Consider the following 26,863-nt stretch of genomic DNA (forward strand, 5'->3'; position numbering starts at 1 on the left):
GGAGGCGGACGCCAACAGATTCCTTCTTCCTCCGCGATGGCCGCGCCGTCCCCGCACAACGGAGGAATCCCGGAAATGAGCTTCGGCGACCCGAACAACCCCTACGGGCAGCAGCCCCAGCAGGGCCAGCCCGGTTACGGCTACCCGCAGCAGGGCCGGCCCGGTTACGGCTACCCGCAGCAGGCCGCTCCCGGCTACGGCGGCTACCCGGCCGCGCCCATGAAGATGCCCGGCCTGATGACGGCCGCGCGCGTCCTGCTCTTCATCGTCGCGGGCCTGCAGATCCTCTTCGGCGTCTTCGCGGCGATCGGCATCGCCGCCGCCCAGGGTGTCGCCAGCGAGTACGGCAGCAACGACGAGGTCAACATGTTCGCGGGCCTCGGGTACGCGCTCGTGTTCATCCTGCTGGCGCTCGCCGCGTGGGCCATCGTCCTCGGGGTGAAGTTCGGCAAGGGCGGCAACGGCGTGCGCGTCACGACGATCGTCTACGCGGCGCTGTACATCCTGCTCAGCCTGGCGAACTTCACCACCGGTGAGGCCGCCTCCGCCGTCGGCGGCGTCGTCGGCCTCGCCATCGGCGGCATCATCCTCGCCGCCATGGTGAACAGCAGCGCCTCGGCGTGGTTCAACCGCCCGCGCTTCTGAACCGGCTCCACCGGCATCCGCGAAGGCCGTGCCCAGCCCGCGAGGGCGGGGTCGCGGCCTTCGCCGTACCCCCTCTCAGCCGCCCGCCGCGTACGGCGAGGTCCGCACCACCTGGATCAGCCGGCCCCGCACCAGCACGTAGGCGTTGCCGTCCTCGAACTCCAGCCGCCTCCGGTCCGGCCGCACCTGCCGCACGTCGCTCACCGTGTGGGGCAGCCCGCCCACCGCGATCACGTCGCCCACCCGCACCTGGTCCCCCGTGACCTCCACGGTGCGCACGGTCAGCCGGGACATCAGCGGCCCCCGTCCGGGGCCGTGCCGCCCGCCCCCGACAGCGCCCGCGCGAGCCGCCTGGCCGTCCTGGGCGCGCACCGGCCCAACTCCACCAGCGGGTAGGGGGGATCGGCGGCCAGCGAGACGCAGTCGAGCCCCAGCGACGGCAGCGTGACCCCCGCCCCGGACAGCGCGGCGCGCAGCTCGCCGCACGCCTCCTCCGCCTCCCTGATCCGCTCGGCCGCCGCCCGTTCGGCGTTTCCCATGCGCGTTTCCCCTTTCCGGTCCACTTCTCCGTTCCGCACCTCCAGCATCGTCGGGTAGCGGTACGTTCACCAGGGGTGACGACTTTCGACGCGGTGAACGGAAATCGGGGAGCAGGCATGCCCACAGCCAAGGAACTCGACCCGAGCGAGTCCCTCTCGGCCCTCTTCGGCGCGAAGTTGCGGAAGTTACGCCACGGCGCCGGACTGACGCAGCGGCGGCTCGGCGCGATGATCCCGATCGCCCACAGCATGATCGCCCGGTTCGAGCTGGGTACGGAGACCCCGACGCAGCAGGTCGTGGAGGCCCTGGACCGCCTTCTGGCGGCCGACGGCGACCTCGTGGACCTGTGGCTCCACGTCGTCCGGACACCGATCCCGGACTGGGCGCGGAAGTACATCCACCTGGAGCCGCAGGCACACAAGATTCAGACGTACTCCGGCCACACGGTCCATGGGTTGCTCCAGACCCCGGGCTATGCAAGGGCCCTACTGGGCAACGCTGTCCCCGGCGTCGGTAAGCGACTGGAGGGACTGCTGACGGCACGGCTCGCTCGGCAAGGCGTTCTGCGTCGACCGGACGACCCGACGAAGTTGTGGGCCATTATCGATGAAGCCGTGCTACGGCGGCCTGTCGGCGGCTCGGTGGTGATGCGTGAGCAGCTTGGCCATCTGCTCGCTGTTTCAGCGGAGTTGGAGAACGTTACGCTGCAAGTGCTTCCGTTCGAGCAAGGTGCGCCGGCTGTCATGAGCGGTGCGCTCACCGTGCTGTCGTTCCTGGATCGGCAGCCCGTTGCGTACTTGGAGAACTCGCAGTCCGGAGAGTTGGTCGAACACGCTAGGCGGGTCTCCGAGTACGCCCTAGCATTCGACCACTTGTTGGCTCAGGCGTTGTCCCCCGAGGCATCGACCCGCCTGATCCGATCCGCGATGGAGGACCACCGTGACCCACGTATCCCGACCCGACCTCAGCGCCGCCGTCTGGCGCAAGTCCAGCCACAGCAACGCGCAGGGCGGGGAGTGCGTCGAGGTCGCTGACGGCTTCACCGGCACCGTGCCCGTACGCGACAGCAAGAACCCCCACCACCCCGCCCTGATCGTCTCCGACGGCGCCTGGGACGCGTTCGTCGGCTCGCTCAAGTAGCCCGTACGGCGGAACGGCCGAGGCCGCCCGGTGATCGCCGGGCGGCCTCGGTGCGTCGGTGGCGGGGCGCTCAGTGGAAGAAGTGGCGCGTGCCCGTGAGGTACATGGTCACGCCGGCCTTCCGCGCGGCCTCGACGACCAGCTCGTCGCGGACGGAACCGCCCGGCTGGACGACCGCCTTCACGCCCGCGGCCGCGAGGATCTCCAGGCCGTCCGGGAACGGGAAGAACGCGTCGGACGCGGCGTACGAACCGCGGGCCCGCTCCTCGCCGGCCCGCTCGACGGCCAGCCTGGCGGAGTCGACGCGGTTGACCTGGCCCATACCGACGCCGACGCTGGCGCCGCCCTTGGCGAGGAGGATCGCGTTCGACTTGACGGCGCGGCAGGCGCGCCAGGCGAAGGCCAGCTCGGCGAGTTCGGCGTCGGACAGGGCCTCGCCGGTGGCGAGGGTCCACGTCGACGGGTCGTCGCCCTCGGCCTGGAGGCGGTCGGTCGCCTGGAGCAGCGCGCCGCCGTCGACGGGCCTGACCTCGACGGGCGCGGACGGGGCGCCCGGGCAGCGCAGGACCCGGATGTTCTTCTTGCGGGCGAGGACCTCGACCGCGCCGTCCTCGTAGTCGGGGGCGACGACGACCTCGGTGAAGATCTCCGCGACCTGCTCGGCCATGGCGACGGAGACGGGGCGGTTGACGGCGATGACGCCGCCGAACGCGGAGAGCGGGTCGCAGGCGTGGGCCTTGCGGTGGGCCTCGGCGACGTCCGCGCCGATCGCGATGCCGCACGGGTTGGCGTGCTTGATGATCGCGACGCACGGGTCGGCGTGGTCGTAGGCGGCGCGGCGGGCGGCGTCGGTGTCCGTGTAGTTGTTGAAGGACATCTCCTTGCCGTGCAGCTGCTCCGCCTCGGCCAGTCCGCCCCCGCCGTCGACGTAGAGCGCGGCGGCCTGGTGGGGGTTCTCGCCGTACCGCAGGACGCTGCGGCGGGTGTACGCGGCGCCCGTGAAGTCGGGGAAGGCCGACTCGTCGGCGGGCGCGTAGGAGGACGCGAACCAGGAGGCGACGGCCAGGTCGTACGCGGCGGTGTGCTGGAACGCCTCGGCGGCGAGCCGCTTGCGGGCCGCCAGGTCGAAGCCGCCGGCGGCGACGGCGGCGAGGACGTCGCCGTACCGGGCCGGGGAGGTGACCACGGCGACGGAGGGGTGGTTCTTGGCGGCGGCGCGGACCATGGAGGGGCCGCCGATGTCGATCTGCTCGACGCACTCGTCGGGGGCGGCGCCGGACGCGACGGTCGCCTCGAACGGGTACAGGTTCACCACGACCAGGTCGAACGGCTCCACGCCCAGCTCGGCGAGCTGCTCGCGGTGCGCGTCGAGGCGCAGGTCGGCGAGGATCCCGGCGTGCACGCGCGGGTGCAGCGTCTTGACGCGGCCGTCCAGGCACTCGGGGAAGCCGGTCAGCTCCTCGACCCTGGTGACCGGGACGCCGGCGGCGGCGATCCTCGCGGCCGTGGAGCCCGTGGAGACCAGCTCGACACGCGCCTCGTGCAGGCCGCGGGCCAGCTCCTCCAGCCCCGTCTTGTCGTAGACACTGATCAACGCGCGACGGATGGGCTTATTCACCGACATGAACCTTTCGTCCCTCAATGCGGTAGCCGTGCCGGGCGAGACGCCCCACGACCTCGACGAGCAGCGTGCGCTCGACTTCCTTGATGCGCTCGTGGAGAGCGGCCTCGTCGTCCGTGTCCCGGACCCCGACCACGCCCTGGGCGATGATCGGGCCGGTGTCGACGCCGTCGTCGACGAAGTGGACGGTGCACCCGGTGACCTTCGCGCCGTACGCGAGCGCGTCCCGCACTCCGTGGGCACCGGGGAAACTGGGCAGCAGGGCGGGGTGGGTGTTGACGGTCCGCCCGCCGAAGCGCGCCAGGAACTCCTTCCCGACGATCTTCATGAAGCCGGCCGAGACGACGAGGTCCGGCTCGTACGCGGCGGTGGCCTCGGCCAGCGCGCGGTCCCACTCCTCCCGCGTCGCGTAGTCCCGCACCCGGCGCACGAATGTCGGCACGCCCGCGCGCTCGGCCCGCTCCAGGCCCGCGACGCCGGTGCGGTCGGCGCCGACGGCGACGATCCGCACCCGCGAGCCGTACCCCTCGGGGTCGGCGGCGATCGCGTCGAGGAGTGCCTGGAGGTTCGTGCCGGAACCGGAGACCAGGACGACGATGCGGGCGGGGGCGGCGGGGGCCACGGGGGGGACTCTTTTCGCGTGAGCGGTACGTGCGAGGTGCTGGTTTGTACGGTCGTACCAACGCGTTCCGTGCCCCGACACGGGGAACCCTACGAACGCGCCGACCATCGGCAACGATACCGGCACACCGCGCCTCCCCCGCGGGACGGGGGCCGGGGCGGGCGGTAGCGTCTGGTGCGGAGCCGTTTCCCCGTGGCGCCGACAGAGCGGACGGGCGGGGGCGGAGGTATAACGACGACAGGGAAGACGTTCACCACATGCCGGACCGAGGCCGCCAGCCCACCGACGACAGCAACCCGTTCGCGCCGCCGCCCGAGGGGAGCCCCGACCAGCCCTGGCAGCCGCGCCGTTCGGCGGAGGGGGGCGACGGTTCCGGCGCCTCCGGTGACGGCGAGGGCGGCGAAGGGGGGGCGCGAGGGCCACGAGGGACGCTGGAACAGCCGCTGGAGCCCGCGCCAGCCGGGCCGCTCCTCGGACGGTTTCGGCGGCGAACCGCCCCGGCAGGGGCGGCCGCAGCAGGAGGGTCCGCAGCTGCGCTGGGACCCGAAGGACCCGTCGCAGCGGCGTGCGCGGTACGCGCTGCTGGCGGGCATGTGGGGCTTCTTCTTCTCGGTCTTCGACTTCCCCGAGCTGGGCCTGCTGCTGGGCGCCCTCGCCCTGTACTGGGGCGTCAGCTCGCTGCGTGGGCGCGGCCGGGACGAGTCGGCCTCCGCGACGGTGAGATCGCAGACGACGGCGGCGGTGAGCGGCCTGATCACGGGCGCGCTGGCGCTGGTCATCGTGGCGACGATGTTCACCTTCCAGCTGGTGTACCGGGACTTCTACACCTGCGTGGACGACGCCCTGACCAAGGACGGGCAGGTGTCCTGCAACGAGCGGCTCCCCGCCCCCCTGCGGGACCTGATCGGCGTCAAGCGGTAGACGCCCCTCCCGGAGCGGTGGGGGCGGCGGGGGCGGTGCGGGCGGCCGAGGAGCCGTGGACGGCGCAGGCGACGCAGACGGTGAAGACGACGCAGACGACGCAGGCGGTGAGGACGCGTCAGCGGGGCTCCTTTCCATCCTCCCGGACCGGTCGGGTCGGGAGTTCCCCAAGGACGTACCGGTCGTCCTGACCAGCCCGCGCGGCGACGCGCGCCGCCCCGCCCCGTGGCGGTCGGCCGAGCCGCCCCGCCGGACGGCGGCACGGCCGCGGTCACCGCGGCGCCCGCGCCGCACGGCCCCGGGGGAGCCGCGGGGATCACGGGCGAGGTGGTCGGCTTCGTCCCGGACGGCCGCGGGCCTTCCGACGGGGTACGTCAGCGGTGACGACGCGTCGCTGGACGCGGTGCGGGAGGTGGCCGGCCGGTCCGGCCCGCCGGACGCGGCGGTGCAGTCCGTCGGCGCGGCACGCTCGATCCGGTTCGGCCCGCCGGACGCGGCACGCCCGGTCTTCCGGGACGGCGCGCTGGTCACCGTCGCCAGCGCGACGGCGGTGGGGGCCGTCCGCATCCCGGGCGCGCAGGGTGGTCCCGGCCCGCGGGGAGGGCCGGGACCACTTCACGGAGGGCCGCGAGCACGTGGCGGCCTTCGCCGAGGCGGGCCCGACGGACCGCCTGGAGCCCGCCCGACCCGCCACCGGCGAGGGGCGCCCCGCACGGTTCGCCGTTCGAGGCGCCCGCAGGCGCCCTCCCCTCCCCCACCGCTACTCCGGAGTGCCCGCCGGGGACTCCTGCCGCGGGGGTTCCGGGGCCGGGGCCGTGGGGACGGGGTGGGGCGGCCGGGCGCGGGGGTGCGGTCCGGAGCCGGGCCGTGCGTCCCGCGAACCGGGCGCGTCCCCCGGCTCCTGGGACTCCTGTACGTCCCCCGGCTCCTGGAACTCTTGTACGTCCCCCGGGCCCTGCGGGTCCCCCGCGTCCCGCAGGGCCCGGAGCTCCTGGGCGTCCGGCAGGCCCTTCGCGTCCCGCGGGTCCCGGGCCTCCCGGCTCTCCCGGGCCTCCTGCGGTGAGGGCCCCTGCGGTGAGGGCCCCTGCGGCGGGGACGCCGGCGGCGGGGGCGTGGGGTCGGCCGGGTGGGCGTTCCGCTCGCGGGTGCGCCAGATCCGCAGAGTCAGGGCCGTCGGTACGGCCACCACCGCCGTCCACGCCAGTGCCGCCGCACCCGTCCGCCACCACACCGGGCCGAAGTCCGCCAGCCTGGCCGACCCCAGCGGCCCGGACGCCGCCGCCGCGAGCGCCGCCGCCACCACGCCGCAGACCACCGCCGCCAGGGCCGCCGCCCCGGCCGTGCGCGCGGCGCTCCAGGTCTCGTCGCGGCGGGCCAGCGGGGGCGCGGCCTCCTCCGCCGTGCACCACCCGGCCACCAGTCCGGCCGCCAGCGGCACCAGCACCGCCACCCCCGCCGCCCAGCCGCCCCGTGCGCCGCCCGGTACGGCGGCCAGCAGCGGGAAGTCCGGCACCGCGGGCACCCCCGCCACGCCCAGCGGCGTCACCGTCGCGCCCACGCCCAGCTCGAACCCGGGCCCCAGGGCGTACGCCGCGCCCCACACCGCCGCGTTCGGCAGCAGGGCCAGGGCCAGCACCACGACCGCCACCCGTCCGGCCCAGTTGGCCGAAAGGCCCGTCAGGGACGCGTACGCCGCGCCCCCGTGCCAGGCGAGCGACCCCACCACCAGCAGCGCGCCCCCCGCGAGCAGCGCCAGCAGCGCCCCGCCCGCCGCCCGCGCCGCCGCCAGCGACCGGGTGCGCGCCGGCGCCCGCCGCACCCACTCCGGCAGTCGCTGCGGCAGCGGCCCGAGCGGGCGCCCGCACGCGCTCCACGCCCCGGCCGCCGCCGCCAGCACCACGACCGGCGGAACGTGTCCGACCGCGCTCAGCGGACGCGCCTCCAGGGGCCCGCCGAGGGCGTACAGCGCGGCGCCCACGGCGACGACGAGGTACCCGGCGGACACCGCGTACACCGCCCCGGCCGGTGCCGGCCTCGGGCGGGTGCCGCCCGGTTCGAGGACGTCGCGGGCGGCCCGGTGGGCCAGCCACAGCGGCACCGCGGACAGCAGCAGGGGGACGACGCCGACCGGGGCCGGGCCGCCGGACAGGGTGTCGGGCCGTACCAGCTCCACGCCGTGCGCCAGCAGCCACAGGCCCGCCGCGGCGTGCAGGGCGCCGGCCGGGCCGCCGTCGGGGTACGGGGAGCCGATCCACGCGGCCATGACGAGGACGGTGAAGGCGGCGAGGCCCAGCCCGGCCGCGGCCAGGCCGCGCGCGAAGGCCCGTCCCGCCGCGGCGGCGGGACGGGCGCCGTACAGGACGGCCTGCGGCTCGGCGGGGACGGTCGTCCCGGACACGGGGGAGGGAGGGGGGACCGGCGCGGAAACGGACACGGAGACATGCTGCCAACGACACGCGCCGTAACTGCGCAACAGGCGGATGCCCGCTGTGTCGCCCAATATACGTTTATGTACTTTTCCGCTACGCAGGGTGTTCGCGGAGGCTGACGATGACGCAGGGCACGATCGACGGGACGCCGGCGAGGGTGGCACCGGGTCCGCCGCCCGAAGCACCGGACCCGCCGCCCGGGCCGGCTGCGGGCGCGCGGCCCGCGACGCCCGTCGAGGCGTTCGAGGCGCTGTACGCGCACGCCGCGCCCGACCTGGTACGGCAGGCGTACGCCCTGACCGGGCGGCGGCGGCTGGCACGGGAGGCCGTCGAACACGCGTTCCACCGCGCCTGGGACCACTGGCCGGAGGTCGCCGTCGACCGGGACCCGGCCGGCTGGGTGCGGGCGACCGCGCACGACTACGCCCTCTCCCCCTGGCACCGGCTGCGCCCCGGGCTCCGGTACCCCGACCCGCCCGCGGGCGGCGCCACGGTGCGGGCGCTGCACGGCGTCCTGCTGGACCTGCCGCCCTCGTACCGGCGCACGCTGCTGCTCCACGACGGGCTGGGCGTCGGCCTGCCGGAGGTGGCCGCCGAGACGGAGGCCAGCAGCCCGGCCGCCGCGCACCGGCTGCTGCACGCCCGCGGGGCGGTCGCGGAGCGGGTGCCGCTCCTGGCGGACCCGGACGTGCTGCGCGGGGGCCTGGCGGAGCTGCTGGACCAGGGAGCGGCGACCGCCCTGGCGACGCCCCGGGCGGTGCGGGTCGGCGGGGAGTGGCGCGTACGGCTGCGGACCTGCGGTACGGCGGCGCTGTCGGTGCTCATCGTGACGGCGACGGCGTTCACCCTGTCGACGGCCCCGACGCGGTACGAGCCGCCGCCGGTGCCCGCGCGGGCGGTGACGGGCGTCCCGCCCCTGAGCGGTCCGCAGCGGCCGACGCTCCAGGACGAGGAGCTCCGCTCCCACCTGGCCCGGCAGCCGGTGACCGGCCCGGCCCGCCTGGTCCCCTCACCGCACTAGGCGCCCGCCACGCGCAGCGGGCCCGCTCCCGGGGGTACCGGGGCGGGCCCGCTGCGGCTTGCCCGTGCCTCGCGGCCGGGCCCGGACGCTACGCCTGGGCGCCGAGGATCTCGCGGGCGAGCTTCGCCGTCTCGGTCGGCGTCTTGCCGACCTTGACGCCGGCGGCCTCCAGGGCCTCCTTCTTCGCCTGCGCCGTGCCGGAGGAGCCGGACACGATGGCGCCGGCGTGGCCCATGGTCTTGCCCTCGGGCGCGGTGAAGCCGGCGACGTAGCCGACGACCGGCTTGGTCACGTTCGCCTTGATGAAGTCGGCCGCGCGCTCCTCCGCGTCGCCGCCGATCTCGCCGATCATGACGATCAGCTCGGTCTCCGGGTCGGCCTCGAAGGCCGCCAGCGCGTCGATGTGGGTGGTGCCGATGACCGGGTCGCCACCGATGCCGACGCAGGACGAGAAGCCGATGTCGCGCAGCTCGTACATCATCTGGTAGGTCAGCGTGCCGGACTTCGACACCAGGCCGATCCTGCCCGGCTTGGTGATGTCGCCGGGGATGATGCCCGCGTTGGACTGGCCCGGGGTGATGAGGCCGGGGCAGTTGGGGCCGATGATGCGGGTCTTGTTGCCCTTCGACTTCGCGTACGCCCAGAAGGCGGCGGAGTCGTGGACGGCGATGCCCTCGGTGATGACGACCGCGAGGGGGATCCCGGCGTCGATGGCCTCCACGACGGCGGCCTTCGCGAAGGCCGGCGGCACGAAGAGGACGGAGACGTCGGCGCCCGTCTTCTCCATCGCCTCGGCGACCGTGCCGAAGACCGGGACCTCGGTGCCGTCGAAGTCGACGGTCGTGCCGGCCTTGCGCGGGTTGACGCCGCCGACGATGTTGGTGCCGTCACCGAGCATGAGCTTGGTGTGCTTCATGCCCGTGGCGCCGGTCATGCCCTGGACGATGACCTTGCTGTCCTTGGTGAGGAAGATAGCCATGGTGTGTCTGTGACCTCGTCCCTTTTACTTCGCAGCCGCGAGCTCGGCGGCCTTGTCGGCCGCGCCGTCCATGGTGTCCACGCGCTGCACCAGCGGGTGGTTGGCGTCCGACAGGATCTTGCGACCCAGCTCCGCGTTGTTGCCGTCGAGGCGCACGACCAGCGGCTTGGTGACTTCCTCGCCCTTGGACTTGAGGAGCTCCAGGGCCTGCACGATGCCGTTGGCGACCTCGTCGCAGGCGGTGATGCCGCCGAAGACGTTGACGAACACGGACTTGACGTCCGGGTCGCCGAGGATGATCTCCAGGCCGTTCGCCATGACCTCGGCGGAGGCGCCGCCGCCGATGTCGAGGAAGTTGGCCGGCTTCACGCCGCCGTGCGCCTCACCGGCGTACGCGACGACGTCCAGGGTGGACATGACCAGGCCCGCGCCGTTGCCGATGATGCCGACCTCGCCGTCGAGCTTGACGTAGTTGAGGCCCTTGGCCTTGGCGGCGGCCTCGAGCGGGTTGGCGGCGGCCTTGTCCTCCAGCGCCTCGTGCCCGGGCTGGCGGAAGTCGGCGTTGGCGTCCAGGGAGACCTTGCCGTCGAGGGCCAGGATGTCACCGGAGGCGACCTTGGCGAGCGGGTTGACCTCGACGAGGAGGGCGTCCTCGGCGACGAACGTCTTCCACAGGGTCACCAGGACCTCGGCGACCTTCTCGGCGACCTCGGCCGGGAACTTCGCCTGCGCGACGATCTCGCGGGCCTTCTCGACCGTCACGCCCTCGTTGGCGTCGACCGGGACCTTCGCGAGGGCCTCGGGCTTGGTGGCCGCGACCTCCTCGATGTCCATGCCGCCCTCGACGGACGCCATCGCCAGGAAGGTGCGGTTGGTGCGGTCGAGGAGGTACGAGACGTAGTACTCCTCGACGATCTCCGGGGCCGTCTCGGCGATCATGACCTTGTGGACCGTGTGGCCCTTGATGTCCATGCCGAGGATCTGCCGGGCCTTCTCGACCGCGTCCTGCGGGTCCGAGGCCAGCTTGACGCCGCCGGCCTTGCCGCGGCCGCCGACCTTGACCTGCGCCTTGACGACCGACTTGCCGCCCAGCCGCTCCGTCGCCTCGCGCGCCGCCTCAGGCGTGTCGATGACTTCACCGGCCAGCACCGGTACACCGTGCTTGGCGAAGAGGTCCCTCGCCTGGTACTCGAACAGGTCCACGCGCGTCCGTCCCTTTTCTGGTGATCGCGGTTCGTTGTCATGCGTGGGCGTGCCGCGCGCCCGTCGTGCGGGCGGAGGGCAACGTGACTGCTCTGTCACAAGGGAGGCGTACACGGTGTCCGTGGACGCGGCATGTCCGCCTCGCAGGTTATCCCCGGAGGCGGTGCCGCCCTAAATCGCAGATCACACCCGAACGGTGATACCCGTCACAGAAGGGAACCCCGGACGGACCGTTCCGCCGGCCGCGGGAGCGCCCGCGGCCGCGGCTCCCACTACGGCCCGGACGGCGGTGGGGCCGCGGTGCGGGCACCCCGGCCGGTGCCGGGCGGAGCGCCGTGCGCCCGGCGCCCCGGCACACGGCACGGGGGCGGACGTACGGGGGCCGGAACGGACGTACGGGGGCCGGGGCTCCGGCGGCGCGGGCTCGCGGCGGCGCCCGGCACGGGGAGCCCCCGGCGGCGGTACGAAACGACCGTACGGGGGCCGGGGCGGCACCCCGGCGGCACCCGGCCCCGGCGGCCCGCGGGGCCGGGGCCCCTGCCCGCCTGACCGGCCCGCCCGCTCGGCCGCCGACGTCCTCCCCCCGGCCCCCCACGGCGCCGGGGGTCACCGCGCGGCCCGGTCAGGCGGGTTCGGGCACCGGTACCGGACGCTTCTCCAGGGCCGCGGCCATCACCTCGGGGAAGAGGTCCGGTGTGCACGCGAACGCCGGCGTCCCCAGCGCCGCAAGGGCGGCGGCGTGTTCCCGGTCGTACGCGGGGGCCCCTTCGTCGGACAGGGCGAGCAGCGTCACGAACCGCACCCCGGCCGCCTTCATCGCCGCGACGCGCTTCAGCGTCCCGTCGCGTGTGCCGCCCTCGTACAGATCGCTGATCAGCACCACGACCGTGTCGGCGGGCCGGGTGATCCGCGACTGGCAGTACGCGAGCGCCCGGTCGATGTCCGTGCCGCCGCCCAGCCGCGTACCGAACAGCACGTCCACCGGGTCGTCGATCCGGTCGGTCAGGTCGACGACGGCCGTGTCGAAGACGACGAGCCGGGTCGCGATCGAGCGCATCGAGGCCAGGACCGCGCCGAACACCGACGCGTACACGACGGACGCCGCCATCGACCCGGACTGGTCGACGCAGAGCACCACCTCCTTCCCCACGGCCTGCGAGGCCCGTCCGTAGCCGATCAGGCGCTCGGGGACGACCGTGCGGTGCTCGGGGAGGTAGTTCCGCAGGTTGGCGCGGATCGTGCGGTCCCAGTCGATGTCCCGGTGCCGGGGCCGGCTGAGGCGGGCGCTGCGGTCGAGGGCGCCGGCGAGGGTGGCCCGGGTGCGTGTGGCCAGGCGCTTCTCCAGGTCGTCGACGACCTTGCGGACGACGGCCCGCGCCGTCTCCCTCGTCGTCTCGGGCATGGCCCCGCCGAGGGAGAGCAGCGTGCCGACGAGGTGGACGTCCGCCTCGACGGCCTCCAGCGTCTCCGGCTCCGCCAACAGCGCGGCCAGGCCGAGCCGGTCGATCGCGTCGCGCTGCACGACCTGTACGACGGGAGCGGGGAAGTACGTGCGGATGTCGCCGAGCCAGCGCGCCACGGACGGGGCCGACCCGCCGAGCCCCGCCGACCGGTTCCGGCGCCCCCGCCGGCCGGTGTCACCGCCGGTCCCCCCGTACAGGGCGCCCAGCGCACCGTCCACGACGGCGTCGGTGCCGGTCAGCGCGCGGCCCGTGCCGTCCGCCGCTCCCCCGCCGAGCACCATGCGCCAGCGCCGCAGCCGCTCGTCGTCGCCGGTCATCGGCCCACCCCCGCGAGTTCGCCGTCCGGCCGCCCAAGGCCCAGCAGCACGTCCAGCAGGGGCAGCACCCCGTCGGCGCGGGCCTCGTCGAGGCCGGGGCCGAAGCCGGGTGCGCCCGCCTCGGTGAGCACCGCGCCGCCGCGGGCGGGGCCGCGCCGCACGAGTTCGCCGAGCGTGCGGCGCACTGCCGGCCCGTACGCGGAGAACGTACGGCGCAGCAGCGGCAGCACGCCCGTGAACGCCTCGGCGGGCACGGCCGTCAGCCACGCGTCGACCAGGGCGAGGAGCCGTTCGTCGTGGACGAGCAGCATGCCGCCGGATCCGTCGCCGCCGGCGCCGCCGACGAACCCCTCGATCCACGCGGCGGCCTCGGCGGGCGCCGTGCCGGGTGACAGCGCGAGGCCCATCAGGCGGGCGGCCTCGTCCTCGGCGAGCCGCCCGTCGTCGAGGAGGAGCCGGGCGGCGCGGCCGCGCAGGACGCCGGGGACCGTGTCGCGCCGGGTGAGCCGCTCCAGGACGGCCGTCCACCGCGCGGTGACCTCACCGGCGTCCGGAAGGAGCCGCACCGCCGTGTGGACGGCGTCGACGTGGCCGCGCATCTCGGCGGCACCGTCCGCGTCCAGCCCCGCGCAGGCCGGCGGCAGGCCGACGCATATCCGCAGGGCGAGGCCGGTGGCGACCTCCGCGAGCGCGGAGGCGTCCGTGGCACGCACGTCCCCGTAGCGGAGGGTGCGGGCGAGGGGCGGCAGGGCCAGGGCGAGGCGGCCGACGTCGGCGTCGAGGGCCGCGCGGTCGGCGAGGGCCCGCACGACCGGGGGCAACGCCTCGGGCAGGTCGGCGAGGAGGCACCGCTCGGCGAGGGCCGTGACCTCGGCGAGGGCCGTGGCGGCGGCGGCCTCCGCCTCGGCCTTGGCGGTGGCGGCGGACAGGACCGTGGTGCCCCATACGCCGGCCTCCGCGACCCGCACGTGGAGTTCGGGCTCCCAGCGCAGCCGCCAGACCTCCCGGAAGGTGCCCGTGCCGCGGGCCCGCTCGGGCTCCCCCAGTCGACGCCGAGGAGGCGCAGCCGGTGCAGGAGGCGGCTGCGGGCGGCGTCGGTGTCCTTGCGCAGGTCGAGGGCGAGTTCCCGCTCGGCCGCCTCCGGCCTGAGGCGCAGGGTGCGCTGGAGCCGGTGCAGATCGCGCTGGAGCGGCACGGCGGGCGCCCCGTCGGGCACCTCGCCCAGGGCGTCGCCGACGACGAGCCGGTCCCGGATCAGGGCGAGCGGCACGTCGGAGCCGTCGCACATCACCGCCCGGACGGCGTCGGTCGTCTCGGTGAGCCCCGCCAGCGGGCGGCCGCGCATCGCGGCGAGCGCCCCGGCGAGCCGCACGGCCTCGACGACGTGGGCGGACGACACCGGGTGGTCCTCCTCGCGGAGCAGCCCGGCGGCCTTCGTCATCCACCGCTCGACCGGCCGGTCGGGCGCGGCGAACAGGTGCTCGTACCATCCGGGCGAGTCGATCCCGGCGCCGTACCCGGAGCGGCGGGCGAGCCTGCGGTGCGTCCACGGCACCCAGGTGGTCTCGGTCCTGACCCTGGGGAGGCCCTTGAGGAGGGCCCGGTCGGCGGTGACGGTGTGCTTCCCGGCGAGCGCCGGGACGTGCCAGGCGCCGCAGACGACGGCGACGGTGCCGTGCTCCCGGAGGGCGGCGCGCAGCCGGAGCCGCATGTGCGCCTCGCGGACGGGGTCGCGGGCGCCGCCGCCGTGCCCGTACGCCTCGCGCAGCGCCGTCATCGCCTCCGCGACGGCCGCGAACGGGGCGAGCGGGTCGCCCGTGTGCGCCGCGCGGTGCTCGACGACGTCCTCCCACCAGCGCTCCGGGTCGTCGTACCCGGCGGTCGCGGCCAGTACGGCGAGGGGGTCGACGCGCAGTCCGCGGCGCCGCCCGTCGGCGGACGGCCCGCCCGTGTCGTCGTCCGCGTCCTCCTCGTCCTCGTCCTCCCAGGTGGGGTCGCCCATCATGGCGAGGGAGTGGGCGGCGGGCAGGTCGACGAAGCGGACGGCGGCACCGTGGTCGAGCGCCCAGCGGACGGCGACCCACTCGGGCGAGAAGGCGGCGAACGGCCAGAACGCGGACCGTCCGGGGTCGTCGGCGGCGTGTGCCAGCAGGGCGACCGGCGGTCGCATCCGCTCGTCGGCGGCGAGCGGCAGCAGGGCGTCGGCCTCCGGCGGGCCCTCGATCAGCACGGCCCCGGGGCGTACCGCGTCGAGGGCGGCGCGGACCGCGCGCGCCGAGCCGGGTCCGTGGTGGCGCACTCCGAGCAGCAGGGGGTCGGTCACGCCGAGACCTCCCGGCAGGCGCGGTAGAAGTCCTTCCAGCCGTCCCGCTCGCGCACGACGGTCTCCAGGTACTCCTGCCAGACGACGCGGTCGGCGGCGGGGTCGCGGACGACGGCGCCGAGGAGGCCGGCGGCCACGTCGGCGGGGCGCAGCACACCGTCCCCGAAGTGCGCGGCGAGGGCGAGTCCGCCGGTGACGACGGAGATCGCCTCGGCGGTGGAGAGCGTGCCGGAGGGCGACTTGAGCCTGGTGCGGCCGTCGGCGGTGACGCCGTCGCGCAGTTCGCGGAAGACGGTGACGACGCGGCGGATCTCGTCCGTGCCCTCGGGTGCGCCGGGCAGGTCGAGGGAGCGGCCGATCTGGTCGACGCGGCGGGAGACGATGTCGACCTCGGCCTCCGGTGTCTCCGGCAGGGGCAGGACGACCGTGTTGAAGCGGCGGCGCAGGGCGCTCGACAGGTCGTTGACGCCGCGGTCGCGGTCGTTGGCCGTGGCGATCAGGTTGAAGCCGCGGACGGCCTGGACCTCCTGGCCCAACTCGGGGACGGGCAGGGTCTTCTCGGACAGGATCGTGATGAGCGTGTCCTGCACGTCGGCGGGGATGCGGGTCAGCTCCTCCACGCGGGCCGTCATGCCCTCGGCCATGGCGCGCATGACCGGACCGGGCACGAGGGCGTCGCGGCTGGGGCCGTGGGCGAGGAGCCGCGCGTAGTTCCACCCGTACCGGATGGCCTCCTCCGGTGTCCCGGCCGTGCCCTGGACGAGGAGCGTCGAGTCGCCGCTGACGGCCGCCGCGAGGTGCTCGGACACCCAGGTCTTCGCCGTGCCGGGGACGCCGAGGAGGAGCAGGGCCCGGTCGGTGGCGAGCGTGGTGACGGCGACCTCGACGATCCGGCGCGGTCCCACGTACTTGGGCGTGACCACCGTGCCGTCCGGGAGCGTGCCGCCCAGCAGGTACGTGGCGACCGCCCACGGCGAGAGCCGCCAACGCTCCGGACGGGGCCGGTCGTCGGCCGCGGCGAGCGCCTCCAGCTCGTGCGCGAACGCGTCCTCCGCATGCGGCCGCAGGGCGTCGGCGCCGGTTCCGGAGCCGGTCCCCGGACCGGTTCCGGCGCGGTCGTCCTCGGTGGTCGCGGACGTGGTCATGGATTCCCCTCCAGATCGTCCAGTCGTTCGACCGGGTCTGGAGTCCACCGTGCACCACGCCACTGACAATCCCCGGCGCGGGCGGGTGCGTGGCCGGCGGGGACGTCGCGGCGGGCCCGCCGCGCGGCGGGCCCACCCGCGGTACTACTTGTCGGCGATCGGGGAGACCGCGACGCAGCTGACGGCGGCGGCCTTGCCGCCCCCGGACGACTCCTTCAGCACCTTGCCCTCGTGGATGATCTTGCAGGTGGCCTTGACGTCCTGGACGCCGGCGGCGATCGGCGTGACGACCGGCGCCTCGACCCCCTTCAGCGTCACCGTCTTGCTCCAGGGGAGGGTCGGCTTGTCGACGGTCTCCAGCTTCGGACTCATCGCGTCCCCCTCGCCGCTGTTGTAGGTGATCGAGTCGATGTTGGCGCCGGTCACCTCGTACGTCACCTCGTACGTCGTGTTGAGCGCGCTGTCGACGCGCTCGGCGGCCTCGTCGGGGTTCAGGGCGCAGGCGCCCAGCCCGAACGTCATGGAGACGGCGGCCAGGACGGCGGCGGCGGATCGGCTCGTGCGGTTCATGTGTTCCCCCGAGAATCGGTTTGTGAGGCCTCAACACTACGTGTGCGCCCGGAGGTTCCCAAGACGGGAGCCGTCGCCGCAGGTCGGCGCCGGTCGAACGGGCCTCGGCGGCCGGACGGGGCGACGGGAGGACAACCCGGCGGGGCGTCGGTCAGCGCCCGGGCCGCGGCCACCGGAACCTGCGTGCCGCCGTCGATGTCAGTGCCGGGTCCTACCGTCGGGGACATGACTGAGCAGGGGGGACGCTGGACGGCCGAACAGGTGCTGGCTCTGGCGCCTGACGCCGCCTCGCGCGCGGCGGGGGGCAGGCTGGGCGCCGCCGGGCCGTGGTCCGGGGCGGGGTGCGCGGACTCCGGTGTGGTGTGGGGGCTGTGCGAGGGCGGCGGCGGCAGGCCGTACCGGACTGCCGTCGACCTCACGGGCCCGGCGTACACGTGCAGTTGCCCGAGCCGGAAGTCCCCGTGCAAGCACGCGCTGGGGCTGCTGCTGCTCTGGGCGGCGGACGCCGCCGCCGTGCCGGCGGGGGCGTCCGTTCCGGACTGGGCGGAGCGGTGGCCGGAGGGCCGCGGTGCGCGGACCGGGGCGCGGGGGCGGAAGGGCGGGAGCGGGCCGGTCGGCGCGGAGGCCGCGCGGCGCCGGGCGGCGGCCAGGGCGGCCCGCGTCACGGCCGGTGCGGAGGAGCTGGAGCGGCGCCTGGCCGACCTGGTGCGCGGCGGGCTGGCCGCCGCCGAGCGGGCCGGGTACGGCCTGTGGGAGGAGACCGCGCGCCGCATGGTCGACGCCCAGGCGCCGGGCCTGGCGGGCCGGGTGCGGGAGCTGGGCGCGATACCCGGTTCGGGCACCGGCTGGCCGGTGCGGCTGCTGGAGGAGAGCGCGCTGACGCACCTGCTGGACCGGGCGTGGCTGGGCGTCGACCGGTTGCCGGAGCCGCTGGCCGCGACGGTCCGCGTCCGGGTCGGCCTGCCCGCCGCGACGGAGGGCCCCGCGGTCCGGGACCGCTGGCTGGTCCTCGCCCAGTACGACACGTCCGACGGCAGACTGACGACGCGTCGCATCTGGCTGTACGGGCGGGACACGGGGCACACGGCGCTGCTGCTGTCGTTCGGGGCGGCGGGCCGTGCCCCGGAGCTGTCGCTGCCGGTGGGCGCGGTCGTCGACGCCGAACTCGTCCGGTATCGGGGGGCCGGGCAGGTGCGGGCGGAGCTGGGCGAGCGGTTCGGGACCCCCGTGCCGGGGGACGCGCCGCCGCCGGGAGGGGCGGTCGGCGACGCGCTCACCGCGTACGGCCTGGCGCTGCGGGACGATCCGTGGCTGGACTCCTGGCCGGCGACGCTGCGGGACGTGGTGCCCGTGCCGGCGGTGGGCGGCTGGCAGCTGGCCGACGCGGACGGCCGCGCCGCGCTGCCCGTCGTCGACTCGGCCCCGGCCGGACCGGGGCTGTGGCGGTTGGCGGCGGTGTCCGGCGGGGCGCCGGTCACGGTGTTCGGCGAGTGCGGTCACCGCGGCTTCACGCCGTTGGCCGCCTGGTCCCCGGACGCACCGGGCACGGTCCCGCTCACCTGACGGCTGGAGGAGAAGACATGACCACCACGCTCTGGGAGGACCTCGTCACCTCGGCCCTCCTGGGCACGGACCGGCGTCCGCCGCCGCTCCCGGCGGTCGCGGGCGCCGGGAAGGCCGGGGACGAGGGCTCCGGAGGCGAAGCCCCCGGGAGCGGGGGCTCCGGGGGCGGGGTCCCCGCCGACCCTGCGGTCGCGCTGCTGGACGCCGCCGCCGCCCAGACCGTGCGGCGGCGGGCCGGACTCCTCCCCGCCGCCGCCGCGCCGCTGCCGCGGCCGGCTCCGCCCGACGGACGTCCGCCGCTGCCCGGGGCCGCGGCACGCCGGCTGGCGCAGCTGCTCGCCGGTCGGCCGCCGGCGGCCGGCGGCCGCCGGGGCACCGCGCCCGACCTGGCCGAGCTGCTGCCGCAGTGGCTGGCCGCCGCCCACGCCTACGGTTACCGCGCCCCCGCGACCGCTCTGCCGGCGCTGCTCGACGCCGCCCGCGCCCGTACCGACCTGCGGCCGCAGGCACTGGCGTTCGGCGGGCCGCGCGCACTGTGGCTGGCCGCGTTCAACCCGGAGTGGAGGTTCGCCCTGCGCGGCGCGTCCGGCGGGGCGGCGCTGCCCGCTCCCGACGACGACGAGGGCGTGCGGCGTTTGTGGGAGGAGGGCCTGTCCGCCGAACGGGTCGCCCTGCTGGCGGCCGTACGGGCGCACGACCCGGCGGCGGCGCCGGGCCTGCTGGCGTCGACGTGGGCGGCGGAGCGCGCCGAGGACCGGCTGGTGTTCCTGGACTCGCTGCGGACGGGCCTGTCGGCGGCCGACGAGGAGTTCCTGGAAGGGGTCCTCCCGGACCGCAGCCGCAACGTCCGGTCCACGGCCGCGGAGCTGCTGTCCTCGCTGCCCGGGTCGGCGTTCGCCGCGAGGATGGCCGCGCGGGCCGCCTCGTGCGTCGGCCTGGACCGCACCAGGCGGCGGCCGGTGATCACGGTGGAGGCGCCGCACGAGTGCGACGCGGGGATGCAGCGCGACGGCGTCGTACCGCAGCCGCCCTCCGGCCGGGGCGGGCGGTCCTGGTGGCTCGGCCAGCTGGTGGAGGCCGCCCCACTGGGCCTGTGGCGGGAACGGTTCGGCGGGCGGACCCCCGAGGAGATCGTCGCGCTGCCGGTGGCCGGCGACTGGCGCGAGGAACTGCACTCCGCGTGGTGCAGGGCGGCGGTGCGGCAGCGGGACGCGGCGTGGTCGCGGGCGCTGCTCGGCTCCGCGTCGGCGTCGCCCGCGGCCGGGCCGGGCCCCTCGTCGTCGGCGGCGCTGCTGTCGGCGCTGCCGCACGGGGAGCGGGCGGAGTGGGTCGCGGCGTTCATCGCGGCGCACGGCCTGTCGGAGGCGTTCCAACCGCTCGCGGCGTGCACGGTGCCGTGGTCCGGGGTGCTGGGGCGGGCCGTGGTCGACGCGCTGGACATCGCACGGGAGGCCGGCAGCTATCCGTGGAGCTTCAGCGGGGTGATGGGGCTGGCGGAGCGGTGCCTCGACCCCCGGGAGGCGGACCGGCTGGAGGTGCTGACGGCGGCGTCCGAGGAGGGGGAGGACGCGGCGCCCGGGGCCGGGGGGTACTGGGCGGAGGCGTTCCAGCGGCTGGTCGCCACCCTGCGCCTGCGCGCGGCGATGCACGCGGAGCTGGCTCCTCCGGAAGCCTGACCGGTCCTCGCGCCGGCCGCGCAGGCGGCCCGCCCCGGCGGTGGACGGACGGACCGGCACGGCGGCGGACCGGCGTGCCCGACGGGCGGGTCAAGGCCTCGGACCGGCGGGACGGTGCCGCGAACCGGCACGGCGGACGAACCGGCACGGCGGGGAGGGGAGGGGGCACTCGCGCCGGGCGCCCCCCGGGCTCAGGCCTCGGTCGGCTGGCGGACGTGGGCGTTGACCCAGTCGACGATGGACGCCGTCGTCGCGCCGGGCGTGAAGATCGCCGCCACACCCTTCTCCTTCAGCGGCGGGATGTCGTCCTCCGGGATGATGCCGCCGCCGAAGACCTTGATGTCCTCCGCCTCGCGCTCCTTCAGCAGCTCCAGCACGCGCGCGAACAGCGTGTTGTGCGCGCCGGACAGGATGGACAGCCCGATCGCGTCGGCGTCCTCCTGGATCGCGGTGTCCACGATCTGCTCCGGCGTCTGGTGCAGGCCGGTGTAGATGACCTCCATACCGGCGTCGCGCAGCGCCCGCGCGATCACCTTCGCACCGCGATCGTGGCCGTCGAGACCCGGCTTGGCGACCACCACGCGGATCGGACCGGTCACACCCATCACTGCCTCCACATGCGTCCCCCGTACCTGTGTGCCGGGGAGGTGAACGAACGTTATCGCCAGCATCCCGCAACCGGCCGTTTCGCGGTCAAGAGCGAGGGGGAAATCACACGTGGGACATGTTCGCCGCGTGTCGTCCCCGCACCGGGTGCGCCACGGGCCGGCCGGGGCGGACACGCTCCGGAGTCGTGACCAGGCCGTCGTGTTTCCGCGCCGCCAGCCGCGCGGCACGGACGCGCGGCGCATCCCCACCCTCGGTCGCGGCGCCTCAGGGCGTACGGGAGGGAACCGCCCTCTGCGTGCCGCCCGCCAGGAGGTCGGCCATGCGGGAACCGCCACCGTCCGTCACCGCGACCGCCCTCCGCGCCGACGCCCTGAGGTCGGCCGTCGTGGAGGCGGTCGTCCTCGCCGGGCACCTGCTCCTCTACCCCACGGGCCTCGCCCCCGCGGGTCTCCGCCCCGGTCGGTGCCCCGCCACCGCGCCGCACGGCACCCGTCCGCCCGTCGTCCTGCTGCACGGGCTCTCCGACAACCGCTCCGTCTTCGTCCCGCTCCACCGGGCCCTCGCGCGGGACGGCACCCGGCACGTCCGGGCCGTCAACCACTCGCCGCTCATCTGCGACCTGCGCACCGCCGCCCACCGGCTCGCCGGCCACGTCGACGAGCTCCGCGTCCGCACCGGCCACGACGAGGTCGACCTCGTCGGGCACAGTCTGGGCGGCCTGGTCGCCCGGTACTACGTGCAACGGCTCGGCGGCGCCCCCCACGTCCGCACGGTCGTCACGCTCGGCACGCCGCACGGCGGCACCTCCGCCGTCCCGCTCGCCGGCGTGCACCCGCTCGTCCGCCAGATGCGCCCCCGCTCCCCCGTCCTGTGCGAGCTGGCGGCCCCGGCCCCCGGTTGCCGCACCCGCTTCGTCAGCTTCTGGAGCGAACTCGACCTCTGGATGTCGCCCGTCGAGGCGGCCCGCCTCGACCACCCCGACCTGGACACGCTGAACGTCAGGGTCGGCGGCGTCGGCCACCTCACGCTCCCGGTCCACCCGGCGGTGACCGCCAGGGTCGTCGCGGAACTCGACCACGAGGACCCCGCTCCGGAACCCGGGACTCCGTGATCGTGGCGCGAAACCGCCACCCCATGTCGAACGGATTTCGAACGTAGGGCCAAGGCTCGGTGTGCGCTCCGCCGAAAGGCGACCGAATGCCCGTTTCCCCGGGCGGTAAACCCCGCCGAAGATTGTCGGTTGCGTAGACCGCCGGGTACAGTCGCGCCCACTGCTTCCCTCCGGGTTCCCGTCAGGGTTGGCCCGGAACTGGTCCTGCTGCCGAGGCGAGAGAGAAGTTGGTGAACGACCAGCACCCCCACGCCGGCTACGTCGGAGACGACGTGTACACCACGGGCAGTTTCACGACCAGCGAGAGCGGCTTCGGCGACGGCGGCCAGGTCCCCGCGTACGGCCTCGGCTCCTACGGAACCGGTGCCCACCAGGTGGCCGACCCCCTCTACGGGGACGTCCCCGGCGGCTACGACACCGGGTACGACGGCCGGTACGACACCACCGGGTGGCCCGACGCGTACACCACGTACGCCGACCGGACCGGCCAGTGGGACACCGCCGCCTGGCCCCGGCCGCAGGACGACCAGCAGTACGCGGCGACGGCGCCCACCTACGGGACGACCGGCCAGTGGTACGCGCCGGAGCCCGGGCCCTACGGGGCCGAACTCCCCGGCGCCGAGGGGTACGGCACCGACCCCTACGCCACGGCCGCGTGGACCCACGTCCCCGAAGGGGCCGCCCCCGTCGGGGCGTTCATCCCCGAGCAGTACGACCCCTCCGCCGTGGACGGCGCTCCCGGGGCCGAACCGGAGGCGGACCCCGCTCACGGGGCCGAGGACGAACCGCGGACCGGTGACTTCGCCTTCGAGACGGACGGCTTCACCGACGACTTCGCCGAGGGCTTCGTCGACGGGTTCGCCGATGAGCTCACCGACGGCGGCCCGTCGACGGAGTCGCTGGAGGTACTCGACGAGGCCGTCGCCCCCGCGCCCGCCGCGCGCCCGGCCCGCCGCGCCGGCGGCAGCCGCGGCAGGCGGCGCACCCCGGCCCGGCGCTCCGCGCTGCTGACCGTCGCCGTGCCCTCGGCGTGCGTCATGGGGGTCGCCGGCATCGCCGCCGCGTCCGTCAGCGGACTCACCGGCACCGAGCAGGACGACGGCACGGCGGTGACCGCCGCCGACCCGGCCTCCCTGAAGCCGGCCGTCGTCAACAGCGCCCTCGACACCCAGCTCGCCGCGCTCGACGCCGAGGCCCTCGACTTCAGCGACCGCGCCAGCCGCACGCAGGAGCGCATCGACCTCAAGGCCCGTCAGGAGGCGGAGCGCAAGAAGCGCGAGGAGGAGGCGAAGCGCCGCGAGGCCATGCGCCCCAAGTTCGCGCTCCCGGTGCATCTGCGCCAGCTGAGCGCCGGCTACGGCCAGGCGGGCGTCAACTGGATGTCCCTGCACACCGGCATCGACTTCCCCGTCCAGTACGGCACGCCCGTGATGGCGGCGACGGACGGCACCGTGCGCACCCAGTGGAACAGCGCGTACGGGAACATGGTCATCGTCACCGCCAAGGACGGTACCGAGACCTGGTACTGCCACCTGAGCAGCGCCAAGATCCGCTCGGGTTTCGTCAAGGCGGGCGACGTCATCGCCTACTCCGGCAACTCCGGCAACTCCACCGGCCCGCACCTGCACTTCGAGGTGCGGCCGGGCGGCGGAACCGCGATCGACCCGGAGGCGTGGCTCCGCGAGCACGGCCTGAACCCGACCGGCTGACCCGAGGTCCGGCCGCCCCGGCGCCCGACGCGCCCGGCACGGGCCGATCCGCCGACCGCCCCGGCCCCCGTACGCCGGCGCCGATCCGCCGACGCCCGGCCCGGCGGTCGGCGCGCCGGTCGGCCGGCCCGCTCGGGAGCCCGCCGGCGAGGGACCGGCCACCCCGCCCGGTCGGCCCCGATACCGGACGTGCCCGGCCGCCCCGGAGGCCGACACGCCGCCCGGTACGCCGCCCCGGGGAGCGGCGTGCCGGGCGGCCGCCCACCGGCCCGCCCGGCTCTGTACCGGCCGCCCGCGCCCTACAGCTTCTCGACCGGCGCGTACCGCAGCAGCAGCCGCTTCGGCTTCCCGTCGCCGAAGTCGACGGTCGCCTGGGCGTCGCCGCCCGACCCGGTCACCGCCGTCACCGTGCCCAGGCCGAACTGGTCGTGCGTGACCCTGTCGCCCACGGCCAGCGCGACCGCCGGCTTGTCCGCCGTACGCCGCGTCGCGAAGCCGGACGGTCCCGAACGGGACCGGGACGCCGACAGGGAGGCCGCCACGCCCGAGGCCGGGCTCGACGGGCCGGCCGGGGCGGCGGAGGTCCTGCCCGTGCGCTTCCACTCCACGTGCTGCGGGGGGATCTCCTCCAGGAATCGCGACGGCGGGTTGTAGGCGGGCTGGCCCCAGGCGCTGCGCATCGACGAACGCGTCAGGTAGAGCCGCTCCCGGGCACGTGTGATGCCCACGTACGCGAGGCGGCGCTCCTCCTCCAGCTCCTTGGTCTGGCCGAGGGCCCGCATGTGCGGGAAGACCCCGTCCTCCAGGCCGGTCAGGAACACCACCGGGAACTCCAGGCCCTTGGCGGTGTGCAGCGTCATCAGCGTGATGACGCCGTCGCCGTCCTCGTCGCCGTCGGGGATCTGGTCGGAGTCCGCGACGAGGGCGACCTGCTCCAGGAACTCGGCGAGCGTGCCCGTCCCCTCGCCCTCCCCGCGCCCCTGCTCGAACTCCAGGGCCACGGCGGCGAGTTCCTGCAGGTTCTCGATCCGCGTCTCGTCCTGCGGGTCCGTCGACGCCTGGAGTTCCGCGAGGTACCCGGTGCGCTCCAGGACCGCCTCCAGCACGACGGCCGGACCTGCGCCGGACTCGACGACCGTGCGCAGCTCCTCCATCAGCGTGTTGAACCGCTTCACGGCGTTGGTGGAGCGGGCCGCCATGCCGTACGCCTCGTCGACGCGCTTCAGCGCCTGCGGGAAGGTGATCCTCTCGCGCAGGGCGAGGGCCTCGATCATGGCCTCGGCGCGCTCGCCGATGCCGCGCTTGGGCACGTTGAGGATGCGGCGCAGGGGGACGGCGTCCTCCGGGTTGGCCAGGACGCGCAGGTACGCGAGGACGTCGCGGACCTCCTTGCGCTCGTAGAAGCGGACGCCGCCGACGACCTTGTAGGGCAGGCCGACGCGGATGAAGACCTCCTCGAAGACGCGGGACTGGGCGTTGGTCCGGTAGAAGACGGCGACGTCGCCCGCCTTGGCCTCGCCGGCGTCGGTGAGCCGGTCGATCTCGTCGGCGACGAACTGCGCCTCGTCGTGCTCGGTGTCCGCGACGTAGCCGGTGATGCGGGCCCCCGCGCCGGCGTTCGTCCAGAGGTTCTTGGGGCGGCGGCCCTCGTTGCGCTCGATCACCGCGTTGGCGGCGGAGAGGATGGTCTGCGTGGAGCGGTAGTTCCGCTCCAGCAGGATCGTCGTGGCGTCCGGGTAGTCCTCCTCGAACTGGAGGATGTTGCGGATGGTGGCGCCGCGGAAGGCGTAGATCGACTGGTCGGCGTCGCCGACGACGCACAGCTCCGACGGCGGGGGCTCCGCGTCGCCGGACGGGCCGACCAGCTCGCGCACGAGCGTGTACTGGGCGTGGTTGGTGTCCTGGTACTCGTCGACGAGGACGTGGCGGAAGCGGCGGCGGTAGTGCTCGGCGACGTCCGGGAAGGCCTGGAGCAGGTGGACCGTCGTCATGATGATGTCGTCGAAGTCCAGGGCGTTGGCCTCGCGGAGCCGCGCCTGGTACATGCGGTACGCCTCGGCGAGGGTCTTCTCGAAGCCGTCCGACGCCTGGTCGGCGAAGGCCTCCTCGTCGATGAGCTCGTTCTTGAGGTTGGAGACCTTGGCGCTGAAGGACTTCGGCGGGTACCGCTTCGGGTCGAGGTCCAGATCGCGGCAGACCAGGGCCATGAGGCGCTTGGAGTCGGCGGCGTCGTAGATCGAGAACGACGACGTGAAGCCGAACCTCTTGGACTCGCGGCGCAGGATGCGGACGCACGCGCTGTGGAAGGTCATCACCCACATCGCCTGAGCGCTCGGGCCGACGAGCTGCTCGACGCGCTCCTTCATCTCGCCGGCGGCCTTGTTCGTGAACGTGATCGCCAGTATCTGCCCCGGGTGGACGTCCCGGCCGGCAAGGAGGTGGGCGATGCGGTGGGTGAGGACGCGGGTCTTGCCGGAACCCGCGCCGGCGACGATGAGCAGCGGCGAGCCCGTGTGGACGACGGCGGCGCGCTGCTGCTCGTTCAGCCCCTCCAGCAGCGCCTCCGGGGTGAGGACCGGGCGCGGTGAGCCGTCCCGGTAGTACGGGTCGCGGACCGGGGGCGCGTCGAACCTCCCCTCGAAGAGGTCGTACGGGACCTCCTCCGCGGCCGGGGGGCCTCGGAGTCCTCGGGCGGCGGGGGTTCCTCCGCGGGGTGGTCGCGGAGGTCCGCCAGGAAGCTGTCGTCAAAGAGGCTGCTCATCGCCTACCGAGTCTAGGCCGCCCCGCCGACAGTACGGAGCCGGAACCGGATCCCCCGCGCCCGGCGACGCGACGGCGGCGGCCCGCCGGGGCCGCGCAGGGCGCGCGGCACGCCGGGAGGGGTCAGGTCCAGAGGACGGCGATGAAGACGTTCGCCGTGGTCAGGGCGCCGACCGCCGCGAAGGGGCCCTTGCCGGCGCGCTCGTCGTCCCGCTTCACGTAGACCAGGCCGAGGACGATCACCAGCAGCGCCAGCTTGACGCCGATCTTGACGTTGTCGACGGCGGAGCCCTGGGCCTGGTTGAGGCCCACCAGGGCCATGCCGGTCACGAGCATGGTCAGTGCGCCGTGCAGCATGCCCGGGACCATGCGGGCCGTACCGGCGCCCATCGCCTTCATCTGGGTCAGGAACCCTCCGAGGAGGGCGGCGATGCCGATGACGTGCAGGGCGACGAAGACGTTGAGGAGGACGTTCATGGGTCGGAGCCTAATCCCG

Annotated in this window: 20 protein-coding genes and 3 pseudogenes; 9 read left to right on the plus strand and 14 right to left on the minus strand. The window is 75.2% G+C overall.

What is annotated here, in order from left to right; all coding sequences use genetic code 11:
- Window positions 1-75: 75 nt before the first annotated feature.
- Window positions 76-645 carry a hypothetical protein gene (locus LUW75_RS08125; RefSeq protein ID WP_250335019.1) on the plus strand — a complete coding sequence of 190 codons (570 nt, stop codon included), beginning with the start codon at window positions 76-78 and terminating at the stop codon, window positions 643-645.
- Window positions 646-720: 75 nt separating this feature from the next.
- Here LUW75_RS08125 and LUW75_RS08130 read toward each other — a convergent pair whose 3' ends face one another.
- Both LUW75_RS08130 and LUW75_RS08135 read right to left on the minus strand, forming a co-directional pair.
- Window positions 721-939 carry a hypothetical protein gene (locus LUW75_RS08130; RefSeq protein ID WP_250335020.1) on the minus strand — a complete coding sequence of 73 codons (219 nt, stop codon included), beginning with the start codon at window positions 937-939 and terminating at the stop codon, window positions 721-723.
- Entirely contained in the window at window positions 939-1,184 is a 246-nt protein-coding gene (locus LUW75_RS08135) for a hypothetical protein (RefSeq protein WP_250335021.1), read from the minus strand. Before LUW75_RS08135 ends, LUW75_RS08130 begins: the two co-directional genes overlap by 1 nt.
- A gap of 75 nt (window positions 1,185-1,259) precedes the next feature.
- Between LUW75_RS08135 and LUW75_RS08140 the strand changes: the two genes are divergently transcribed.
- Both LUW75_RS08140 and LUW75_RS08145 read left to right on the plus strand, forming a co-directional pair.
- Window positions 1,260-2,219, plus strand: a complete 960-nt coding sequence (locus LUW75_RS08140) for a helix-turn-helix domain-containing protein (RefSeq protein ID WP_250335022.1) — start codon at window positions 1,260-1,262, stop codon at window positions 2,217-2,219.
- Window positions 2,125-2,325 carry a DUF397 domain-containing protein gene (locus LUW75_RS08145; protein ID WP_250335023.1) on the plus strand — a complete coding sequence of 67 codons (201 nt, stop codon included), beginning with the start codon at window positions 2,125-2,127 and terminating at the stop codon, window positions 2,323-2,325. Before LUW75_RS08140 ends, LUW75_RS08145 begins: the two co-directional genes overlap by 95 nt.
- Window positions 2,326-2,395: 70 nt before the next feature.
- On the opposite strand, the gene purH is transcribed toward LUW75_RS08145, so the two are convergent.
- Together purH and purN are read right to left on the minus strand one after the other, a co-directional pair.
- Window positions 2,396-3,949 carry a bifunctional phosphoribosylaminoimidazolecarboxamide formyltransferase/IMP cyclohydrolase gene (gene purH / locus LUW75_RS08150; protein ID WP_250335024.1) on the minus strand — a complete coding sequence of 518 codons (1,554 nt, stop codon included), beginning with the start codon at window positions 3,947-3,949 and terminating at the stop codon, window positions 2,396-2,398.
- Complete coding sequence (purN, locus tag LUW75_RS08155) at window positions 3,936-4,568, minus strand: phosphoribosylglycinamide formyltransferase (protein WP_250335025.1); 633 nt, start codon at window positions 4,566-4,568, stop codon at window positions 3,936-3,938. The genes purH and purN overlap by 14 nt, the downstream gene beginning before the upstream one ends.
- A gap of 257 nt (window positions 4,569-4,825) precedes the next feature.
- Here purN and LUW75_RS08160 point away from each other — a divergent pair.
- Window positions 4,826-5,489: pseudogene (locus tag LUW75_RS08160) on the plus strand (hypothetical protein).
- 760 nt (window positions 5,490-6,249) lie between these two features.
- Here LUW75_RS08160 and LUW75_RS24310 read toward each other — a convergent pair.
- On the minus strand, window positions 6,250-7,887 hold the full coding sequence (locus LUW75_RS24310) for a cell division protein PerM (RefSeq protein ID WP_284453818.1): 1,638 nt from the start codon (window positions 7,885-7,887) through the stop codon (window positions 6,250-6,252).
- Window positions 7,888-8,039: 152 nt separating this feature from the next.
- Here LUW75_RS24310 and LUW75_RS08170 point away from each other — a divergent pair, with 152 nt between their 5' ends.
- Complete coding sequence (locus LUW75_RS08170) at window positions 8,040-8,939, plus strand: sigma-70 family RNA polymerase sigma factor (RefSeq protein WP_250335026.1); 900 nt, start codon at window positions 8,040-8,042, stop codon at window positions 8,937-8,939.
- A gap of 88 nt (window positions 8,940-9,027) precedes the next feature.
- Here the strand turns inward: LUW75_RS08170 and sucD are convergent, their stop codons facing one another.
- The 6 genes and pseudogenes from sucD to LUW75_RS08205 form a co-directional block, all read right to left on the minus strand.
- A complete protein-coding gene (gene sucD / locus LUW75_RS08175; RefSeq protein WP_250335027.1) occupies window positions 9,028-9,918 on the minus strand; it encodes a succinate--CoA ligase subunit alpha in 891 nt (296 codons plus the stop codon).
- Window positions 9,919-9,942: 24 nt separating this feature from the next.
- Window positions 9,943-11,121: an ADP-forming succinate--CoA ligase subunit beta gene (sucC, locus tag LUW75_RS08180; RefSeq protein WP_250335028.1), complete on the minus strand. Its 1,179-nt coding sequence runs from the start codon at window positions 11,119-11,121 to the stop codon at window positions 9,943-9,945.
- A 622-nt stretch (window positions 11,122-11,743) separates the two neighbouring features.
- Window positions 11,744-12,901 (minus strand): VWA domain-containing protein, encoded by a 1,158-nt coding sequence (locus LUW75_RS08190; protein ID WP_250335029.1) that lies wholly within the window; start codon window positions 12,899-12,901, stop codon window positions 11,744-11,746.
- Window positions 12,898-15,263, minus strand: a pseudogene (locus LUW75_RS08195) (DUF5682 family protein). Before LUW75_RS08195 ends, LUW75_RS08190 begins: the two are co-directional and overlap by 4 nt.
- Window positions 15,221-16,369 carry an ATP-binding protein gene (locus LUW75_RS08200; protein ID WP_462933707.1) on the minus strand — a complete coding sequence of 383 codons (1,149 nt, stop codon included), beginning with the start codon at window positions 16,367-16,369 and terminating at the stop codon, window positions 15,221-15,223. Before LUW75_RS08200 ends, LUW75_RS08195 begins: the two are co-directional and overlap by 43 nt.
- Before the next feature lie 144 nt (window positions 16,370-16,513).
- Window positions 16,514-16,939: an MmpS family transport accessory protein gene (locus tag LUW75_RS08205; RefSeq protein WP_250335031.1), complete on the minus strand. Its 426-nt coding sequence runs from the start codon at window positions 16,937-16,939 to the stop codon at window positions 16,514-16,516.
- Window positions 16,940-17,164: 225 nt separating this feature from the next.
- Between LUW75_RS08205 and LUW75_RS08210 the strand changes: the two genes are divergently transcribed.
- Window positions 17,165-18,502, plus strand: coding sequence for an SWIM zinc finger family protein (locus LUW75_RS08210; RefSeq protein WP_250335032.1), 1,338 nt, complete (start codon window positions 17,165-17,167; stop codon window positions 18,500-18,502).
- A gap of 17 nt (window positions 18,503-18,519) precedes the next feature.
- On the plus strand, window positions 18,520-20,178 hold the full coding sequence (locus tag LUW75_RS08215) for a DUF5691 domain-containing protein (protein ID WP_250335033.1): 1,659 nt from the start codon (window positions 18,520-18,522) through the stop codon (window positions 20,176-20,178).
- A gap of 191 nt (window positions 20,179-20,369) precedes the next feature.
- Here the strand turns inward: LUW75_RS08215 and LUW75_RS08220 are convergent, their stop codons facing one another.
- Window positions 20,370-20,783 (minus strand): cobalamin B12-binding domain-containing protein, encoded by a 414-nt coding sequence (locus LUW75_RS08220; protein ID WP_250335034.1) that lies wholly within the window; start codon window positions 20,781-20,783, stop codon window positions 20,370-20,372.
- Window positions 20,784-21,106: 323 nt separating this feature from the next.
- Here LUW75_RS08220 and LUW75_RS08225 point away from each other — a divergent pair, with 323 nt between their 5' ends.
- Window positions 21,107-21,898, plus strand: coding sequence for an esterase/lipase family protein (locus tag LUW75_RS08225; RefSeq protein ID WP_250335035.1), 792 nt, complete (start codon window positions 21,107-21,109; stop codon window positions 21,896-21,898).
- A 230-nt stretch (window positions 21,899-22,128) separates the two neighbouring features.
- Window positions 22,129-23,607, plus strand: coding sequence for a peptidoglycan DD-metalloendopeptidase family protein (locus tag LUW75_RS08230; protein ID WP_250335036.1), 1,479 nt, complete (start codon window positions 22,129-22,131; stop codon window positions 23,605-23,607).
- Between the two features lie 299 nt (window positions 23,608-23,906).
- Here LUW75_RS08230 and pcrA read toward each other — a convergent pair.
- Together pcrA and LUW75_RS08240 are read right to left on the minus strand one after the other, a co-directional pair.
- Window positions 23,907-26,368: pseudogene (gene pcrA / locus LUW75_RS08235) on the minus strand (DNA helicase PcrA).
- Window positions 26,369-26,490: 122 nt separating this feature from the next.
- Window positions 26,491-26,844, minus strand: a complete 354-nt coding sequence (locus LUW75_RS08240; protein ID WP_250335037.1) for a hypothetical protein — start codon at window positions 26,842-26,844, stop codon at window positions 26,491-26,493.
- Window positions 26,845-26,863: the final 19 nt, after the last annotated feature.

The organism is Streptomyces sp. MRC013 (genome assembly GCF_023614235.1).
In the GTDB taxonomy this organism is placed as follows: Bacteria; Actinomycetota; Actinomycetes; order Streptomycetales; family Streptomycetaceae; genus Streptomyces.

Coding starts and splice junctions, on each gene's coding strand:
- LUW75_RS08215 (WP_250335033.1), top strand. CDS start 18,520: ATGACCACCACGCTCTGGGAGGACCTCGTCACCTCGGCCCTCCTGGGC.
- LUW75_RS08135 (WP_250335021.1), bottom strand. CDS start 1,184: ATGGGAAACGCCGAACGGGCGGCGGCCGAGCGGATCAGGGAGGCGGAG.
- purH (WP_250335024.1), bottom strand. CDS start 3,949: ATGTCGGTGAATAAGCCCATCCGTCGCGCGTTGATCAGTGTCTACGAC.
- LUW75_RS08130 (WP_250335020.1), bottom strand. CDS start 939: ATGTCCCGGCTGACCGTGCGCACCGTGGAGGTCACGGGGGACCAGGTG.
- LUW75_RS08170 (WP_250335026.1), top strand. CDS start 8,040: ATGACGCAGGGCACGATCGACGGGACGCCGGCGAGGGTGGCACCGGGT.
- LUW75_RS08220 (WP_250335034.1), bottom strand. CDS start 20,783: ATGGGTGTGACCGGTCCGATCCGCGTGGTGGTCGCCAAGCCGGGTCTC.
- LUW75_RS08200 (WP_462933707.1), bottom strand. CDS start 16,369: ATGACCACGTCCGCGACCACCGAGGACGACCGCGCCGGAACCGGTCCG.
- LUW75_RS08240 (WP_250335037.1), bottom strand. CDS start 26,844: ATGAACGTCCTCCTCAACGTCTTCGTCGCCCTGCACGTCATCGGCATC.
- sucD (WP_250335027.1), bottom strand. CDS start 9,918: ATGGCTATCTTCCTCACCAAGGACAGCAAGGTCATCGTCCAGGGCATG.
- LUW75_RS08210 (WP_250335032.1), top strand. CDS start 17,165: ATGACTGAGCAGGGGGGACGCTGGACGGCCGAACAGGTGCTGGCTCTG.
- LUW75_RS08125 (WP_250335019.1), top strand. CDS start 76: ATGAGCTTCGGCGACCCGAACAACCCCTACGGGCAGCAGCCCCAGCAG.
- LUW75_RS08225 (WP_250335035.1), top strand. CDS start 21,107: ATGCGGGAACCGCCACCGTCCGTCACCGCGACCGCCCTCCGCGCCGAC.
- LUW75_RS08190 (WP_250335029.1), bottom strand. CDS start 12,901: ATGACCGGCGACGACGAGCGGCTGCGGCGCTGGCGCATGGTGCTCGGC.
- LUW75_RS08205 (WP_250335031.1), bottom strand. CDS start 16,939: ATGAACCGCACGAGCCGATCCGCCGCCGCCGTCCTGGCCGCCGTCTCC.